The following is an 18134-nucleotide window of genomic DNA, read 5'->3' as shown; positions in this document are numbered from 1 at the left end:
TAGACCATGAAACTGCTGCTCTTTGCGCTGCTCAGCGCCCTATGCCTGCTTCGGGTTCCTTCGGTGGTCAAGGTGACGGAATCACGGGCATCGTGGGTGGCATCGGTCTTCGGACTCGCTGCGCTTTATGTCCTGGGAACGGTAACACCCCTGGATGTGATTGATAGCTACCTCGGTGGCATCAACGTGACAAACCTGCTCCAAGCCATCTTCGCGCTACTGGCGATCTTCTTCTTCAACGACAGCGTGCGGCGCTTGGCTAAAGTATCCATTGTCAGATGGACCTATTACTCTCCGCTGCTGAGCATTCCGATAATGATTCTTAGCTTCGCTCTCGTTGAGAATAAAGGTCCAACGGCCGCGGACTTCATCGACACCCGCATGGACCAACTCGCAACTGCCGTTTACAGCGGCACGTACATGGTTGCGTTGTTGTTCACCGTGCTCAGAATCATCTACATGCTTCGCCACGAGGCTAAGAGCCTGTACGCAACATTCTCGGCCGGCCTGCTCGTGGTTGCTGCAGCCGTCTCATGCCATATCACCTACGTGGTGTTGTTCCAGTTCTCTCCATGGCATGCCTGGGCCCGAGCGATCGGTTCCTGGTTCGACCGCCTCTTTTATGTGGGACTTTCGGTGACGGCCGCGGGTTGGCTAATCCTTTTCGTGTCAAAGCAGATCCCGAGACTACGCCTCTGGATGGCCGATGCTCTCTGGCTCACCGCGTTGAGGATGCGGGTTCATGCAGATCCATCACGAGTCAGCCCAGCGTGGGATCTTTTCAATGAAACGCTCGAAAACGGCGTCTACAAAAGCCTCATAGTCCTACACAACTACGAACGCGGAAACCTGATGACGTTCCCGGAATCAACCCAACGCAGGATCAGCCAAATAGAAGCCAAGCTGGACGTGCGAGTCTAGCCAGACTCAGCGATCGTCTTCCTGACCCAGCTCGTTAGCTCATGGGTGAAGACAAGCGGCGATGTATTCCACTCCTGAGTGTGGTGGGACTCGGGCATTGCGATCAGTGTGACCGTTTCAGGATTGGCGCGTTGGAATGCCAGCGAGATCTCCCAAGGAACCTCTTGGTCTTTGATGGAGTGCAAGACCAAAGTTGGGACCACCACCCGGCTTGGTACATCGACCCATTCAAGCGCATTGAAGTTGATCGCTTCGGCTAGACCGAGCATCTTTGCGAAAGTGCGAGCCTGCAGCAGGCGCATGACAAAGCCTGCTCCAATCGCCGGGACACCTGCCCGCGCTGCTCCAGCTGTGATGGACTTGCGCCAGCTCGTCACAGGCCCAACCAGGACGATTCCAACAATGCGATCCCGGTGAACGCTGCGCTCCGCGGTGAGCAAGGCAATAGTCCCACCCATTGACCAGCCTGATAGGACGATTCTTCGCGCCCCATGAGCCACGGCGTAGGTCATGGCGCTTTCCACGTCGAGCCATTCGGTTTGTCCCAAGTGACTCGACGCCGCCTGTTGTGGGCTCACCTCCGTGTCGCTGCGAAATGAAGGAACCAAAGACGTAAAGCCTAGGCTCTTGAAAGCGTGGACGTCTCGAAACATGATCGATCGGTCGGTCCAGCTGCCGTGGATATGGATCACCCACACGTCCTTGTTCTCAGCTTCGAACAGCCACGCAGGAGCAAAGCCGTAGCTGGTGGGGACTGTCACCTCTTTATAGGGTCCGCCGACTGCGGAAGGTTCGAAGAAAACGTCGGGGGTCCAATCGACCAGTGGCCCCAGATTTGCCGGACCAGATCCAGAAGGGGAGAGCCGCCGCTCCACATACTTTTGAGCCTCATCAATCAGCATGACCTCGCCGACACGAAAATACTTCTCAGTTGCCGGATCGAAAACCCCAAAGTCCCCCGGGGCTCTGGTGTAGTCGTCCAAGTCGATGCGGAGTCGCAGCCCGCTATGCGTCAGTTCAGCTTGACGGTAATCCTTCGGGCCGCGTTTGACGATCTTGCGGGCCATGACAACAGCGAATCCAGAGAGTGCGGCCGCCGGCATGAAGACCGTCAGCCAAGCCGCAGCGCGTCTTCTCATCATCATTAGGGCTTACTCCTTCAGCACCGTTCCGAGGAAGTAACGGAGCCCGTTCATCCTAACGCCCTGCAAACTGGTGCTACATGCATAAGGCATGCTTGCTACAAGCATTGAACATGTTCGCTGCATGCGTGTATGGTTTTTACTGTCCAGCCGCCGCCTTTCTGGGTGTGGTGGACCAAAGGCAGAGCTGCTCATCTGACGAAGCAAGTCCTCCGAGCTGGCCGCGCCTGCCGTTGCTAGGAAGGAGGAGTCATATCGGCTGTTGAGGGGGCCGATGTGGTCGGTGAACGGACGCTCGCGAGGCAGTAGCGCAGCGCGCGACTGCCTCCCGCCTACCGTCTTAGCATTGCCCGCCAGTGCCTTGTCCCGGGCGGGCTTGTTCAAGGTGTATATGACCCGCTGGCCGTGTCGATGCTCATCAGCATCTGATGGGACGATTCCCTGTTCTTCTAGGTCGGCGGGAAGCAGTAGAAGTGGAAACAATGCCCATTGGGGAGGGACAGGTTTTGAAGAACACGCTGCCGTTCGGCATGCAGCCGATGAACGCGCCGCTGTGTACCCGCGCGGGGGCGCATCAGTGATCGCCCGGAAAGTTATCACCGGCGCGTCAATCGTTGCGCTGCTGACGGTCGGGCTGGTCACAGTGGTCCTGGATGACAGCGACCCGGCCCAGGCAGCATCCTCCTGCGCCGCGCCCGCAAGCGTGGCCATCGGCCCTGCCCCTACTGGGGGAGTGGCCGGGTTTGATGCCGAGCAGATGAAGAATGCCCAGTCGATCATGAACGCGGCCAAGTCCCTTAAGTTGCCGGTCGCGGCGCAGCTGATCGGGATCCAGGCCGCGATCGGTGAGTCCACGCTCCGCGTCATCGACTACGGTGACGGGGCCGGGCCGGACTCCCGTGGTTTGTTCCAGCAGCGGGCCAACGGCTCCTGGGGTTCGTACGCGGACCGGATGGACCCCACCGTTTCGGCGACGAACTTCTTCAAGGCACTTCAGAAGGTGGAGGGCTGGGAGGCCCTCGAACCGACCATCGCGATCCACCGGACGCAGCGGAACGCGGACCCGAACCACTACACGAAGTTCCGTTCCCAGGCCACGGAGGTCTTCAAAGCCTTGGGCGGGGAGTCCGGTGCGGCTGTGGACCCGTCCGGGGTGTGCCCGGCTGAGGGCAACCAGGTTGTCGGTGAGCTGGCTGGTAAGTGGGTCAAGCCCATGGATGGGGCGATCAACAGCAGTGGTTACGGTCCCCGCCCTGCACCGCCTGGCACTGCAGGGGGAGTGCTGGCCAACTTCCACTACGGCATTGACTTCGTTCACCCCGGGGGGCCGGGAAGGATCGTGGCCCTGGCGGATATGAAGATCGTCAAGGTCCGCAACCTCGATGGCCTGTTCGGCACCGGCGTGACCGGCCAGACCGTGGACGGGAAACTCACGATCGGCATGTATCACATGGAGGCCGGGTCGGTGAAGGTCAAGGAAGGTGACACCGTGGCCGCCGGGACACCGCTGGGCACCGAAGGCGCGACGGGCAACGTCACCGGCCGCCACCTTCACATGGAGTTCTTCGCCGGGGCTATGCCGAACCCCATGGTTCCGATCAACCCGACCATCGACCCGACTCCGATCATGAAAGAGAAAGGCATTCTCTGATGCGCCAGCACCTCGCACTGACAGTCGCACTTGCCGCCGCACTCTGTTTGAGTGCCTGCGCCGGTAACACGGGCACCGAACCTGCAACAGACCCCACCCCCACGGTCAACACCGGGCAGGAGAGCAACCATGCCGGGGCCGGGCACGACGACGGGGCCGACGAACACTACGGAATCCCCGAAGTGACGTGGGACGCCGCAGCCGAGAAGTCGGTCAAGGACACCGCGGCCAAGGTCATGGGTTTGTTCGCACGTCCCGAAGTTCCCGAAGCAACCTGGTTCGCTGACCTGGCCCCACACCTCGCACCTGAGTACGCGGAAGATGCGAAGTACATCGACCCGGCCCGGGTGCCGATCCGGAAGACCACGGACGGACCAGCGATCAGCAGGGACGCCGGTAATCCGATGACCGTCACTGCGACGTTCGCTACCGATGCGGGACGTTGGAGGGTGCTCCTGCACCGTTCCGGGCAGCAGCAGCCGTGGCTGGTGACCGCCATATCCCCGCAAGAGCCGACCTCATGAACCTAAAGACAGAACCGGAAACGAGCGAGAGGAATCATCCGATGAGTACGAACTGGCAAGGGAGCGAACGCAAGAGCCGCGCACCCATCAGCCTGACCGACACCGAGCCGGAAATGCCGACCGCGGATCCGGCCACGGTCATTCACGCCGTACCGGATGCCGAACCGGACGCGACCGAGACGAAGCCCGAGCCGGTGGATCACCGGGAGGCTCCGTTGGTCAGCGGCCGCCGCAGCGCGGTCGTGCTGCGTAAGGAGAACGTGAACGACCAGTTGCCGCCGGCCACCGGCTGGCAGGCGTTCCTCCGGGCGATCAGCTTCGGTCTGATCAGCCCCAAGGTCGGTGCGGCCGAGCTGGCCCGCCGGGCTGACTTGTCCGCGATCCAGCGCGTCTACTCCCGTCCGATGCAGGTCACGGTCGTCCAGCCCCTCGGTGGAGTGGGTAAGACGATGTGCAGCGTCGGTATTGGCTCTACCTTCGGGATCCACTCCGGTCAGCAGACGCTGGTGTGGGACAACAACGAAATGATGGGTACCGCCGGGGTACGCACCAACTCGAACGACTCCACGCGGACCGTGTGGGATCTGCTGAACGTTCTGGAGTCCTTCGAAACGGTCACCGCCCGCAAGGGCGAGCTGTCCTACTACACCCGCCATCAGGGCAACAACCAGTTCTCCGTCCTGGTCGCGGACGAGGACGCGGACAGGATGAAGTCCATCGGCGCCGACGAATTCAACCGCATCCACACGGTCGTGAGCCGTTTTTACGACACCATCATCGTGGACACCGGCAACAACACCCGGTCAGCGAACTGGCTGGCCGCGATCGAGGTCACCGACCAACTGGTGATCCCCACAACGCTCAAACGCAACGCTGTCGTCTCGGCCCTGCGGATGATCGAACAGCTCGAGTCCATGTCCGAACGCACCGGGAACCCGCGCTACAAAGACCTCGTGGCCAACGCCGTCGTCCTAGTCACCCAGGGCGGCGGGGCGAAGGTCTCCGCAGCCGAGCAGGCCGAACTGCGGGCCAACCTTGCCTCCGCTGTGCGCGTGATGATCGACATTCCCTACGACCCGGCCCTGGATACCGGCTCCATCATCGACTGGCAGCTCGTCGGTGACCCGGCCCGTCGCGCGTTCGAACGCGCATCAGCTCAAATCGCTGAAGGCCTCCTGGCCGTTGACCGCGCCACCTCAACCCACACCATCAACCGATAAGGAAACCACGGACCATGTTCAGCAGCATCGGCAACGAAATTCTCATCCGGTCCGCCGTGCCCCTCATCGACAACCCGCTGGAGGGCGTAACACCCAGCATCGCTGTTTTTGGCGTGAAGTTCACCGGAGCAGCCCAACTGATCCTCGGCGGCCTCTGGGCGCTTGCCCTGCTCATCCTGGCCGGATTTTTCATTTGGAACCTCATGAAGTGGGGCATCGCCCGCAACCGCGGCCACTCCGATGACATCGAAGAAGGCGCATCCGGGGCCAAGAAAACCGGCATCGCCTTCGGCGCCGCTGCCGGAGCCAGCGTCATCCTCGGCGGCATCCTGGCACTCGCCTCGGCAGCAGGAGCCTAGCCCATGCGGAAACACTGGAAACTCCTCACAGCGCTGGGGGCGGTGATCGTGATCATCGCCGTGGCCGTCGTTCTCCTGAACCCCTCGGCCCCGGCACCCAGCAAGGACGAACCCAGCTCCCTGCAAGCCTCGGGGAAATTCGGGTTCCCTGTCTCTCGGATCAAGATCGGCGAAGGTGGCACCAAAACCGCCAGCGACGGCAAAACCATCACCGGCTACAACGGCACCTGCGACTCCGCAGCCCAAGCCGCCGCCAACTACACACCCCTCCTTGAGGACATCAACACCTCCACCTGGGCACAACAGAAAAAGACCCTCTCAGAGATAGGCAAGCCCGGTCCATGGGTCGAAAAAATGACCTATGAGGGAGATTTGCTAACCACAGCCAAAGATCTTCCCAGCGGTCCCTTCGACGGAGGGTGGTTCACCCGAACTGATCTGGCTTCGGGTGGCCTCTACCGGGTTGCCAGCTGCGACGCGAAAAAGAAAGCCGTTGTGCAGGTGTTCTTCGGGGCAGTCAGCGCCAACGTAAAGACAGCCCCGAGTGCGTTCTTCCAAACAGTCTCCCTCGAACTCACATGGGCTGGGGACTGGAAGATTTCTGATGCTGCCATCTTGCAGAGTGGTCAGAACTTCGGCGGTCGAGTCAAGGACGGCGGTCCGATGAGTGTCGGCACCAACATGGAGGACGAGGCCACGCCAGTTCTGCGGAACGACATGGTCAACGCCTTCTTCAAGGACCTATCCCGTGAGGGGTGGGTTGAGTATGCAAACGCTAAGCGTTAGCAGAACCATCCGTCTGGTCGCGATCGTGCTGGCAGTTTTCCTCAGCTTTGGAATTCTCACCGCCGGTCCTGCCCAGGCAGCGGATGACGTGAGCAAGTCTGAGAAATTGAACGCGGACCAGCTCAAACGACTGGCCGGACTCCCATCTGACCAGCGCGACAAGATCAGGGACCGTCTGAACCAGGAGCTGGCAAAGAATGCCTGTGGGGATCTTGCTTTCCATACGGCAATGGGCCCCAGCGATTGTGAGACTATCTCCGCGAAAGCGTTCGGGTCGTTTCTGACCACGCCTGAGAAAGTGCTGGACTACGACGGCAAGAACACAACGGCCTTCTGCGCTGGACTGCCTGCAGCTGGCGCCCCTGACTCAGCGACTCTGTGGTGCGCCCAAGGGTCTTTAGTTGAGAAGTTCCTGCCGATTGCCGGGGTGGCGATGCGGGCGGCCCTTTCTGCGATGCCGGGCGGCAACGTGGTGTTGGGGACGGTCGATACCGTGGCGTTCATCGCGAACGCCAAGGACGGGTTTGAGAAGTTCGCCAACACGGTCAAGGCCGAGGGCGTGAAGTCCACCAATGAGGTGTTGAACAACCTGTTGAAGGTCTCCGTGTTCGAGGTTGACGACGCTTTCCGGGCCACGTGGGCTGCTTTCGCGGGGATCGGGATCCTGGTCATGGGTTTGATGTATTTCAAGCTCTGGAAGGACGTGTCCAACGAAGAGATCGACATGGACTCGGCACGAACATCCCTGCTCTGGTACGGGCCGTTGTCCATGATCCTGGTGCTGTTCGGACCCGCGCTCGGGCACGTGATCAACGGATGGATAACCGGCCTCACCGAGGGAATCACGTTCTGGACTTCCAGCCGGGTCACGGATTTTGGGGTGGCAATTTCCCGGTTCGCGTCCTACGAGTCCAGCGGCGCTTTCGGACCTTTGGCCGCTGTCCTGCTGTTCGGGCTGTTGTTCATCGCCGCCTGGGCCATGCTCGGGTTGCTCGCCTTGCAGCCCATGGGCCTGTCCCTGATCGGGGTTGGTATCGCTTTGATGATCGGGTTCATGATTCACCCGAAGTACCGCGAACGCGTGGGCAAGGTCGGTTCGTTGTGGCTGGGGATTTCCCTGTCCAAGCCCTTGTTGCTGCTGCTCATGGGCGCGGTGTTCAGCTACGTCGCCTCCCGCCCGGCCTTCGCCGGTGAGGGCGTTGACGACGGCATGGTCAACGCCACCTCGGTATTCCTGGCCGCAGCGGCCATGCTTGTGCTGGCCGTCGCGTTGCCGATGCTTTACAAGTACGTCCCCATTCTCCCTTCGTCATCAACGAGCATGGGCGAGGGCCGGCAGTCGGTCGCCGGGGCGGCCATGGTCGCCGGGGCAGGTGCGGCTATCTCGTCATCGATCAGGCAGCGCCGGACCGCCCAAGTACAGTCCGGCACCCCCGCCGGAGGTGCACGCCCCGGCAGCACCAGCGCAGCGGGGTCAGCGTCGATGGCCACCCAGACAGAGGCCCAGGCCGGCGGTCCGGGACGAGGTTCGAATGGTTCGGGTGCTTCCGGACGCCGCAGCGCAGCGTCAAGGATCCCGAACGAGCAAAGCACACCCGCAGCTCAGGGCAGCCAGGGGCAGCCGGACACCCGCACGATCGGCGAGCTGCAGAAAGCCGACCGTGCCGGAACCGGCGGGGCCAAGACAGCACAGGCGTTGAAGACCGGGGCCGAGGCCGTTGGCCGGGGATCGGTGAAGGTCGCAGCGGGCGGGGCGACAGCGTTCCTGCTGGCAGGCCGGGAAGCGGCACGGCAGGCCTCCCTGCGCGGTCAACGCTCAGCCCGTTCGATGGCACCGGATACCGACCACATCAGTGGCCGGTAAGCAGAAGCACGAGGAGTAGGTAGTCATGGGAAGAATGGTTGTTGTCGGCGGTGAAGTCCAGAGCCGTGGCCTGTTCGGAGGAAACCGGACAGCACCGGAATGGATCGGCCTGTCCGTGGCCATCGGCGCCGCGCTGGTGATCGCCGTGGCCGGCGGCATCCAGATCGTCCCCCTGATCCTCGCCGCCGTGTTGATCCTGGCAGGGGTCATCCTGACCACGCCCAACAAGTTCTCCGGCCACCGCTCCCTGGGCGCCCTCTACGTCGAGGTCCGCCACAAGAAGGCCCGGGCCAGGAACAAGTCCCTGGTTTATGTTCCGGTCAAGGACCGCCCGCAGACACGGATGATCAAAGCCGGGAAAAAGAACCGGGACCGGGCCGATGCGCACGGCATGATCGAAGTGCCCGTCCGGCACAAGGACAACGCCCCGCTCATGGTGGGCACCGTCCGCCACTTCACCATTGACACCGCGGAAGGCCCGCTGGTGATCTTCCGGCATCAGGGCAAAGTCAAGAAGCCCTACTACACGGCCACGATGGAGGTCATCGGCTCCTCCTCCGGGATCCGGGAGGAACACCGGAAGGAATCCGGGCACGTCGCCCGCGGCCAGTACCTCGCCCGGCTGGCACGCCGCCAATCCCTGGTAACCCATGTCCAGACGCTGGCCCGTGCCGTGCCGATGGACTCGGCCGATCACCTGCTGTGGGTCAAACGGCGCATCGCGCAGAACGTTCCACGGATCCTGTTGGAGTCCTACGGGGACCTGTGCGAGACCACCCGCTCACGCTCCGAACAGCACCGCACCTACGAGACGTTCCGGATCCCCGGCTCCGCCGCCCTGTACCGGCGGGCCGAAGCGTACGGTCCGGGGGACGAGGGCATCGGGCAGGCCATCTATCAGGAAATCCGCTCCGCCATGGCCCAGGCGTCCATGATGGGGTCGATCACCAACTCCCGGCCCCTCGGCCCGGCGGCGATGGCCGCCCTGCTGCGTCACTTGCAGGACCCGGACTTCGACATCGACGACTACGACGGCGCCGACCTGATGGACTGCTGGCAGCACCTGGACGGGGGAGCCTCGCCCATCTCGCTGATGGTCAATGATCACTGGCACATCCGCACCGCGTACGTGCCCGCCGCGGCGTTCAGCCCCGCACCTGTCCCGGTCGAGGCGCTGGAAGCGATCATCAGCGGCATCCAACCGGCCGTGGTGCATTCGGTGTCCATGGTGATGGAACTACAGGACGCCCGGACCGCCCGGTCCAAAGCCCGCACCGACGCCGCGATGGACAGGGCCACCGGGAACAAAGTCGCCAAATCCGGGGTCGTCACCGACGGCACCGAAGAAGTGCTGCTCGGGGCCTCCCACCAACGCCTCGTGGACCTGAAGCCCGGCTCCGGGCACCACGGCGCAGCCTACGCGCTGTATATTTCCTTCGCCGTCGAGGACGCGAACGAGATCCTGTCCACGACCGACATCGTTGAGGCAGCGGCCTCCGATGCCGGTATCGAGTTCATTGACTGGCTGGACCACCGTAATGACCTGGCCCTGATCACCACCATGCCATTCACGAGGGGAATCCGATGAGCACCACGAACGGCGTCAAGCGCCTGGCCCTTCCCTGGGCTGTGGCCGGCAAATCCACGCGGACCATCCGGTCACAGGCCCGCACCGGGAAACTGGAACTCGACGCAGCTGCAGCCGATACCGCGGCCGAAGGTTTGCGGGCCAAGAACCCGGTGAACAAGCCGTTGAGTAAGCGGGCGGTGAAAAATGCTGACAAGCAGGAAGCCAGGGACCGTGAGCTGATCGAGGCCACAGCGACCGCCCAGACGCGGTGGCACCATGACCGTAGATGGGCGTTCGCCTCAAAGCTGGGCTTCTACGACCCGGCAGCACCGGGCGTGCCGTCCTCGACCCGGCAAATGGAGTTCTCCCACATGGCGATTGCCTCCCCGCCCACGTCCCACCGTGGTCTGGTGTTCGGGGTCGATGCCGGGTCCGGGTGGATGATCGTCCATGACCCGTTCACCGCCTACGGGGACACCCTGGAATCGCCGAACGTCTGCTACATCGGTGACCTCGGCCAAGGGAAGTCCTCGGCCATGAAAACCTGGGGCGTGCTCCGTCAGCTGATCCTCGGCCGCCGCGTGGTCGTGATCGATAAGAAGTACCAGAAAGACGTCGGCGGCGGCGAGTACACACCCCTTGCACGCAAACTCGGGGTTGCTCCGGTCCGGTTCAGCATCGGTGGCGGCGGATCCCGGATCAACATCCTGGACCCCCGCATCGCCGCACGGCTGAACGAGGAAAACCACGACAGCGCCGAAGCGTCCCGCACCCCGGCCGGCCAATCCATGCTGGTCCGTGCCGTCATGGAAGAAGCCCTCCGCCGGCCGATGACACCCAAGGAAGGCAAAGCCGTCCGCATGGCGCACCGCCAAGCCCTGACGGACGCGAAAAAGGCCGGGGACGTCGCGCACATCGGGCACGTCCTCAAAGCCCTCTACGCCCCCAGCGAAGACGCCGCGCAGGCCACGAACCTGACCGTGGAGGAACTGCGCGAATGGGGCCAGGACCCGGCCTTCGAACTCGAACGCATGATCGAAGATGACCTGGCCGGCCTGATCGACGGCGAGACCAGTCCGGACATCCAGCTCAACGCCGGCCTGACGGTCTTCGACGTGTCCCTGCTCCCGGAGGACGGGCCCGCGTTGCCGATCGTCATGACGATCATCAACACCTGGTTGGCCAACACCCTCTACCGGCAGGAAGAAGCAGTCCCCACGGTCCTGCTGATTGAAGAGGCCTGGCACACCGTCCAGGGCTCGGTGGCCACCGTGACCCGCCGCAACACCAAACTCTCCCGCGCCCTGTCCCTGTCGTGCCAGTTCGCGTTCCACCACATCTCCGACATCCCGGCCGACAGCCCGGCAATCTCGATGCTGAAAGAGTGCGGAACGGTGCTGCTGTACAAGCAGCAAAAGAACGCCGACGCGTTGGCGTGCGAAGAGATGTTCACCCTCCCGGTCGGGACCGCCGAAGTGATCACCAAGCTGGTCAAGGGAACGTGCCTGTTCAAAATCGACCAGTTCGATCCTTTCGAAGCCATCCACGTCCGCAGCCCCCTCGAGGTGGAGCTGACCGACACGGACGGGGCCATGAAGTCCACCTCCACCATCGCCTTCACCGAAGAACCCGCCACCGATGAAGCCGCCACTGATGAAGCCATGGAGGAAATCCGCGCATGAGCAAGCAAACCTCGACAGATACCCTGATGAAACTTGGCCTCGTCGGCGTCCTTGTCGGCTTGGTCGCCATCGCATGGGTCTCCGCGTTTCTGGGTGAGTTCCTGACGCCCACGGGGATGCCGTGGACGAATGTCGCCGAGCTGGTGGCTCGGGTCAAGGCCGGCACGTTCGCTTGGCCGGGTGCCTCGACGTGGATCGCCGTTGTTTTGGCGGTCATGGTCATGTTTGGTGCGGCGCTGGCCGCTGCCGGCCGGGGCGGTTCGGGCAGTGCCGCGCAGCGTGAGTTGGGGTCCCGTCTCGCGACGGGGGCCAAGCTCGCCCCGTTGATGGAGAAGGAGCGGAAGAAGGACGCCCAGCAGTTGCATCCCAAAGCCGTGGGTCTGCCTCCTGGCCAGGTGCTGGGTCAGACCGCTGCCGGGAAACCCGCCGTTCTCTATCAGGGCTGGCGGGATCTGGGGGTGTGCGTCATGGGGCCCGGGTCCGGTAAGACGTCCTGTATGGTGGTCCCTCGTCTGGCGGCAGCTCCCGGTGCGGCGCTGATGACCTCGAACAAGGTAGACGGTGTGGCCCAAGTGATCGCTGCACGCCACCAGCTGGGAACGGTGTGGGTGTGGGATACCGGAAAGATTTACCGGCAGTCCGACAAACCGGACTTCATTTTTAGTCCCCTGTGGGAAGTGAAAGGCACCGAGGACGCCATGCGCCTGGCGTCGTGGATCATCACAGCGTCGTTGAAGAACAACCCACGTACCGAAAGTGAAGCGGCCGAGGACGCCCAGTTCGGCCCCTCCGGTGAGTCGTGCCTGGCGTGGACGCTGCTGGCAGTGGCCCTGGTCGGGAAGGCCCTGGCGGATGTCCACGAATGGATCTCCAAAGGATCGTTCGAGAAGGTCAGCAACATTCTTGCCGACGAATACCCTCGCCCCGCCGCGGAAATGAGGGGCTTCGACAAATGGCCTGACCGCACCCGCGGCTCCTTGGTGGCCACCACCCAACGCATGTGCCGCGACCTGGTGCACGACGCAATCCTGGCGTGGACCACTCCCACGCCCGGTATCAGGAACTTCGACCCGGCCGAGTTCATGGAGGGCCGGCAGACCATGATCCTTTTGTCCGAACGAGGCCCCGGCGGGGCCGGTGCCGTGCTCACGGCTATGATCAAAGCCATCTGCAACGCCGCCGTCCGCAAAACCCCGGGCGAAGCACGGTTGACCGTTCCCTTGGTCGGTGAGCTGGACGAAGTGGCCAACATCGTCCCGTGGCCGACGTTGCCGCAGGATTTCAGCCACTACGGCTCCCGTGGCCTCTGCTTCACCCTCTACCTCCAGGGATGGTCCCAGGGATGCGGCGAATGGGGCACCAAAGGGATGCAGACGCTGTGGCAGATGTCCGGTGCCCGCTTTGTTGGCAGCAACGAGGAAACCGACTGGACCGAAGGGCTGTCCAAGGCGATCGGCACCTACCAGCGCAAGGACCACGGCTCCGACCGGAAAGAGCGTCTGCCGAAGGTCAGTGTGCAAGACTTCGCCGAGCTGGCGAAGTTCTCCGGGATCCTCAGCAGCAGCGCCGCGCCCGCCGCGTTGCTCCGGCTCACCCCGTGGCACCAGAACAAGGAACTCAGCAGGACCATTGAAGCCGGCATGGAAGCCGCTACCGCCATCGCCAAAGGCGAACCGCAGCCCTCCACGGACCCGGTCCCGGAACAGCAGGTCGCAGCATGAGCGAAACAGCCAGTGAAACCCCGGAGCTGAGCGAACAAGACCTGATCGATAACTTCGTGGACTGGGTTGAGGCTTTCATCCACGACATCGAAGCCGTCACCGATGATGAAAACACCCGGTACTGGTGCCCGCAATGGTGGAACCACCCCGAAGCCGTCACCAGGCTCCGCGCCCTATACGAGGAGTACGTCCGGGCAGAGGACGAAAACACGCTCTCCGGCTGGTTCGTCTACCACTGGGACGCCCACTCAAGAACACTCTTCTCACCCACCGGCCCGTTCGAACTGTGCCGGGAAGGACACCACTTCTTCAACCGCCAAGAAACCTACACGCCGCGTCTGGTCACCGAAGCCGTTCCCAAGGATTGGGCACCATGAACGACAGACCCCGCCAACGACGTCGCTGCTGATCAGAACTTGGTCACGTCCTGACGGAAGACTGCGGTCCCTGAGCCCCGAAAAAACACCAAGTGATACAAAACTTCCAAATGCGCAGGCGGTGGCACTATTGATCCAAGCCGGGTTGGCAAGGGAGTCTCTGGAGGATGAATGTTCACGAATCGTTGGGTCAGTTCTAAGCCCAAGCCGCTAACGAAGGATAACGACTTATAACAAATCTCGTTATAAATCGTTATCAGCAGTTCCATGGGCACATGGACCCAGCTTGGGGCTGGAGACTGATCCGCGGTCGGCTACCAGAGATGAGGCGACGGAGGTGCGCCCAACTTCTCCATCACCGACTGCGACCATTCCGACAGAGCCTCCACGACATGGGTCTCCTGAAAATCGTCGGCTGTTCGGAAGTCTCCGGAATCGCTTCGGTTCAAGAGCAGTTCAAGCTGGTCCAGGTGCGTAGTTGATTGACCCATCAAATCTTTCACGGAGGGTATGTCCCGGCATGCAAACGCCGAGTTCTCAATTGCAAGGCGAACGGTCCGGAGGTCGGCGCTTCGTGGTATTGGGGCAGACGGTTGGATGATGAATCCGTCTCTCAGCTGTCCAGCGCGTTCCCTGACTGCCACATGCGTTTCCCAGCAGCGCTGAATCCGTTCCCGCTCAGCGGCATCGGCATCAATTTTGAGCGGAACGAGGACGCCAATGAGCACGCCGGAAATCGCGAAGCCCAAAAGCGAGGAAGCAATAGAGGTTCGCCTGCTCTTAACTTCGGCCCACAGCCCAGGCCAGAGGCTTTTTCGTCGGTGGGAAGTTTCGGTGCTGGCCGCGGATGGCTTCACTGAAGGGGTCCAAGTACTTTGACCCTTAGGAACGACACTTTTGAGCCGTTATTAGTATGAACATATATTTCGGGATATCTATAAACTTGGCCGCTTGTTGCAAAATCGTATCCTGGAACATCATGGATAGTGACTGAGAACTTAATATAGCAACTCCCTCCCGGTTTGTAGCTTCCGATGTTTAGAATTCCCGGCAACAAAGTATTTGCCGTCTGCTCAGATACGCTTTTGTAAGTTCCATCGGTAGCACTATTGGCGATTTTCATGTTGTTTGATACCATTTCCATGCCCGCGGGGAGATTTAGGTCCATCACGACATCATTTTGGAGTGTCGTGCCGGTATTTTTGTATTCTCCACGCATCTCTAACGTGTCTCCGACGCGGGCCGAGATGCTGGGCGTCAGCTCATGGTTCTGAGGAGATTTACCCAGAGTAGTTACCGTGAAATTTGGCTGATCCAAAATGAAATCGAAGGTAACGTACCCTGTGCACGTTTCCTCTCCACCAAATAGCCGTCCATCTAGTTGGTCGCAGCCAATTGGTGTACCGGTGGTGTAGAGCTCGTCTGGAAGGGGTAAGCCGTTGACCCGTCCTCGCGAGTGAATAACAGCGCTGCCCGGCACATATCTGAGCGCCACTTCAGATGCAGGATCAGTGAGCCTTATCACGACGCTGTCCCAGACCTCGAGGGGGTTTGAGTTTGAAGCTTGAAGAAATCCATTAATTTCCCCTGCACCTTTGATTGAACCCGGTGCCATCACTCGCATGGCCGTGTTTTCTGCTGGTGTTGCTATGCGGGATGAAGCCGCATTTCGATACATGAGAATCGCTGTGTAAGTCTTCCCAACTGCGACTTCTAGGTCATCTGTATATTCAGAGTTTGGAGAATCCTTGTTTTTGACCTGTAGGAAGTTCCGCTCATCTCCCCATGAACTCTTGGTAAGGGAGTTTAGGGTTATGTAGTCAGCTGGTGAGTCCTGACGAAAGGTCGGCCGCTCCGGTCCCCAGCCACCCAGGGCCACAGGATCTTGTAGTTTGTCGTCGGCAGGGCTGCTTGCGGCTGGAGTCGACCGCTCAGTTTCAGGAAGCGCAGCCGTGCAAGACGGCGCAAAGGCGACTAAAGCAAGGAAGAGGGTAAACTGCACTAATTTCTTCATCGACGGGCTCCGAGGTGTAGTTTCCATACACAAAAAAGGATAGAGCGCGGGATGGCGGCATGAGTGCGACTCGTTGACGTTTCTCCATAAGGCACCTCTGTTACGCATCTGACTCAGCTTGCAGTGAGTTATCGGCAGAGAGCGTCATGTCGGCTAACCTCAGAATCAACGATCTGCTCCGAGTTGAAGGATAGGTGGACCGTGGTCCCTAAGCGTTCCCCGAAGACCTTGAAACCCCTCGTCCGGCTTCGACGCCCCGGTTGGTCCCATGACCAATCAGCTGTGTCCTTCGGAAGCCTCATAGTGGCAGCCGTTGCACTGATCCTCTCCCTGGTAACAGGGGTGCAGAACTGGAGCACATCTGCGAATGCCGCTGACGGCTCGGCCCGACAACTTGATGAACAGCGACGCGCAAATGAAATCAACAGGGAAATGCTGGACAGAATCAATCAACCCGCATTGAGCGGACCAAATCCGGGTCCCACCGATCAGGCGGCTACGCCCAAGGCGAAGGGCTGCTTGAGCGACGGAACCTCAGTTCCAGCTGGGTGGGGGCCCGCTCGACCCATTTTTGCCGATACAGCAACACCGCAGTACGCCCTCTTCAACTCCATCCGTGACAATCCAAACCTAGGAGATGAAAGGAGCTTCTACGCCATAAAGGACGCCAAAGACACAAACGGCCCATGGAAAAAGCAGGTGAGAGTTGAAAAAGGACACACGTACCTTGTGCGCGTCTATATACGAAACGATGCCGCTGACGTGGGGGCGATAGCCACCGGAACTTCTGTCATGGTGAATCTCCCCACGTGCACGGGCACCTCTATCGCAACGAACGCCTGGATAAAATCAAACGATGCTTTCCCGAACGAGGTGTGGGATGGACTCACTATGAACTCCGATATCCCCTTCAACGTGGCCTACATGGAAGGTTCGGCAGCCATCTACAACAACTCACCGAACAGTCCATTCAGGCTGACATCAACAGACTTCCTTGAAGTGGAAGGGCAGAAAATAGGATTCGACAGCATGGATGGAGTCGTGCGGCCTGGGTACAGCAACGTTGCCTACTTGGTTTTCGAGATAAAGCCGCAGTTCGCCTCATAGGACGGCCTCGTGCTTGGAGTAAGCCGGTGACGGCCAAGTGTCGGTGATTCAATCCCTGATGCTCACCCGGCGTCGCGCTGAATCCGCTCACAGCCAGCGTGGTTGGCGGTCATCCCACGAACCGGCTTCATTCGTTCTCGCGCGGTTCCCTGACCAGCCACAGGAGACTCCAACCTCGGCATGACAGGTTGAACTCTAAGAATCCCATCAAGACCTGTCCAAGAAAAGGCTAATGGGCTCTAACCTGACGCGATTTCAGCCGGTGCCTGACGTCAGGTTGGGCTGTAAGCAAAACCCGACACCGACGTTGCCCCCGCAGGGCGGATAGCCTGTTGTCAGAGCCGGCGTCAATGTATATGGACGACGCTGCTCATCTTCTGTCGCGAACGAGCGTTTTCGTGTCGCTCAGACTGGTGGGTTATTCAGGGCGTGGGACGGGCGCAAGAGCCCTGGCGTGAGGCCTTCAGCCGGGTCGTTGCCCAACTGAATTACCTTGTTGTTGTAGTCCACGTGGCTCGTAGGATTTGGCTTCCTCCGTGGTCATTTCGGCGTAAGTGATCAGAATAACAATGTCGTTTTCCTGTACCAGATGGGCTGCCGGGCCGTTGATGCCGATCACGCGCCCGAGCCGCGCTCTCCAGCGATGGTGTTCGAGCCTGGCGCCGTTGGTTACGTCCACAATGGCCACAAGTTCACCGGGGAGTATGTCTGCAGCGTCAAGGAGGTTCAGGTCAACGGTCACGGAACCGACATAGTGTTAGTCGGCATGGGTGACGGTGGCACGGCGAATTTTGGACTTGATCATTGTTCGATTCATAAGAAGCTCCGGTAGTTGGTCCTTGTTTTAGACTGGTCCACAGGAGCTTGGGATGAAAGTTTTCAGCGTCGAAGGACCGGCCGAAATTGATTTCTAATAGAAGTTCACGGATTCAGGTGCCGGCAGGAAGTGCGCGAAAACCTGGCATCCCTCCTTGCGGAAAATCATCTGCCTTGAGGTGGCACCTTCCGCCGAAATCCAAAGAATCGATTGGTCTGGCATTACGGCCTCTACCGTTCCGTTACGGAAGAATTCCCCGTCTCTCCAAATCTCTACACGCTGCCCAAGGGCGCGATGCCAATCTGGTTGCAGGTGAAGGTCCATAGGGTTACTCCTTTATGCATGCGAGTTGGCTTGGAAGCGCTGTGTCAGTGTTCGG

16 protein-coding genes are annotated in these 18134 nt (G+C 60.7%); 12 read left to right on the top strand and 4 right to left on the bottom strand.

Translation table 11 applies throughout. The annotated features are described in order from the left end of the window. The first annotated feature begins 6 nt into the window (after positions 1–6). Entirely contained in the window at positions 7–921 is a 915-nt protein-coding gene (locus KSW38_RS19970) for a hypothetical protein (protein ID WP_254186727.1), read from the top strand. Here KSW38_RS19970 and KSW38_RS19965 read toward each other — a convergent pair. Further along, positions 918–2066: an alpha/beta hydrolase family protein gene (locus KSW38_RS19965; RefSeq protein ID WP_216926693.1), complete on the bottom strand. Its 1149-nt coding sequence runs from the start codon at positions 2064–2066 to the stop codon at positions 918–920. The genes KSW38_RS19970 and KSW38_RS19965 overlap by 4 nt on opposite strands. Before the next feature lie 574 nt (positions 2067–2640). Between KSW38_RS19965 and KSW38_RS19960 the strand changes: the two genes are divergently transcribed. The 10 genes from KSW38_RS19960 to KSW38_RS19915 are packed head-to-tail and all read left to right on the top strand — an operon-like array spanning position 2641 to position 13817. After that, positions 2641–3714 (top strand): M23 family metallopeptidase, encoded by a 1074-nt coding sequence (locus KSW38_RS19960; RefSeq protein ID WP_216926692.1) that lies wholly within the window; start codon positions 2641–2643, stop codon positions 3712–3714. Next, positions 3714–4238: a hypothetical protein gene (locus KSW38_RS19955; protein ID WP_216926691.1), complete on the top strand. Its 525-nt coding sequence runs from the start codon at positions 3714–3716 to the stop codon at positions 4236–4238. Before KSW38_RS19960 ends, KSW38_RS19955 begins: the two co-directional genes overlap by 1 nt. 41 nt (positions 4239–4279) lie before the next feature. Further along, complete coding sequence (locus KSW38_RS19950; RefSeq protein WP_216926690.1) at positions 4280–5458, top strand: MinD/ParA family ATP-binding protein; 1179 nt, start codon at positions 4280–4282, stop codon at positions 5456–5458. Positions 5459–5472: 14 nt separating this feature from the next. Then, positions 5473–5817 (top strand): hypothetical protein, encoded by a 345-nt coding sequence (locus tag KSW38_RS19945; RefSeq protein ID WP_216926689.1) that lies wholly within the window; start codon positions 5473–5475, stop codon positions 5815–5817. 3 nt (positions 5818–5820) lie between these two features. Then, on the top strand, positions 5821–6603 hold the full coding sequence (locus KSW38_RS19940) for a hypothetical protein (protein WP_216926688.1): 783 nt from the start codon (positions 5821–5823) through the stop codon (positions 6601–6603). Continuing rightward, the gene (locus KSW38_RS19935; protein WP_216926687.1) at positions 6584–8467 is read left to right on the top strand and encodes a hypothetical protein; all 1884 of its coding nucleotides are present in this window, start codon (positions 6584–6586) and stop codon (positions 8465–8467) included. Before KSW38_RS19940 ends, KSW38_RS19935 begins: the two co-directional genes overlap by 20 nt. 25 nt (positions 8468–8492) lie before the next feature. Further along, complete coding sequence (locus KSW38_RS19930; RefSeq protein ID WP_216926686.1) at positions 8493–10055, top strand: hypothetical protein; 1563 nt, start codon at positions 8493–8495, stop codon at positions 10053–10055. Beyond that, positions 10052–11719 (top strand): ATP-binding protein, encoded by a 1668-nt coding sequence (locus KSW38_RS19925; RefSeq protein ID WP_216926685.1) that lies wholly within the window; start codon positions 10052–10054, stop codon positions 11717–11719. The genes KSW38_RS19930 and KSW38_RS19925 overlap by 4 nt, the downstream gene beginning before the upstream one ends. Further along, positions 11716–13440: a type IV secretory system conjugative DNA transfer family protein gene (locus tag KSW38_RS19920; RefSeq protein WP_216926684.1), complete on the top strand. Its 1725-nt coding sequence runs from the start codon at positions 11716–11718 to the stop codon at positions 13438–13440. Before KSW38_RS19925 ends, KSW38_RS19920 begins: the two co-directional genes overlap by 4 nt. Next, positions 13437–13817 (top strand): DUF4913 domain-containing protein, encoded by a 381-nt coding sequence (locus KSW38_RS19915; protein ID WP_216926683.1) that lies wholly within the window; start codon positions 13437–13439, stop codon positions 13815–13817. The genes KSW38_RS19920 and KSW38_RS19915 overlap by 4 nt, the downstream gene beginning before the upstream one ends. An 853-nt stretch (positions 13818–14670) precedes the next feature. Here KSW38_RS19915 and KSW38_RS19910 read toward each other — a convergent pair. Then, a complete protein-coding gene (locus tag KSW38_RS19910; RefSeq protein ID WP_216926682.1) occupies positions 14671–15831 on the bottom strand; it encodes a hypothetical protein in 1161 nt (386 codons plus the stop codon). A gap of 303 nt (positions 15832–16134) precedes the next feature. Here KSW38_RS19910 and KSW38_RS19905 point away from each other — a divergent pair, with 303 nt between their 5' ends. Next, complete coding sequence (locus KSW38_RS19905) at positions 16135–16938, top strand: hypothetical protein (RefSeq protein ID WP_216926681.1); 804 nt, start codon at positions 16135–16137, stop codon at positions 16936–16938. A gap of 463 nt (positions 16939–17401) precedes the next feature. Here the strand turns inward: KSW38_RS19905 and KSW38_RS19900 are convergent, their stop codons facing one another. Both KSW38_RS19900 and KSW38_RS19895 read right to left on the bottom strand, forming a co-directional pair. Further along, entirely contained in the window at positions 17402–17680 is a 279-nt protein-coding gene (locus KSW38_RS19900) for an aspartate 1-decarboxylase (protein ID WP_377652247.1), read from the bottom strand. A gap of 168 nt (positions 17681–17848) precedes the next feature. Further along, entirely contained in the window at positions 17849–18079 is a 231-nt protein-coding gene (locus KSW38_RS19895) for a hypothetical protein (protein WP_216926680.1), read from the bottom strand. Positions 18080–18134: the final 55 nt, after the last annotated feature.

It is taken from the genome of Paenarthrobacter aromaticivorans (assembly GCF_019038615.1).
Classification (GTDB): Bacteria; Actinomycetota; Actinomycetes; order Actinomycetales; family Micrococcaceae; genus Arthrobacter; species Arthrobacter aromaticivorans.
The sequence above is the reverse complement of the archived record's forward strand: the minus strand, read 5'-3'. Positions and strand labels throughout refer to the sequence as shown.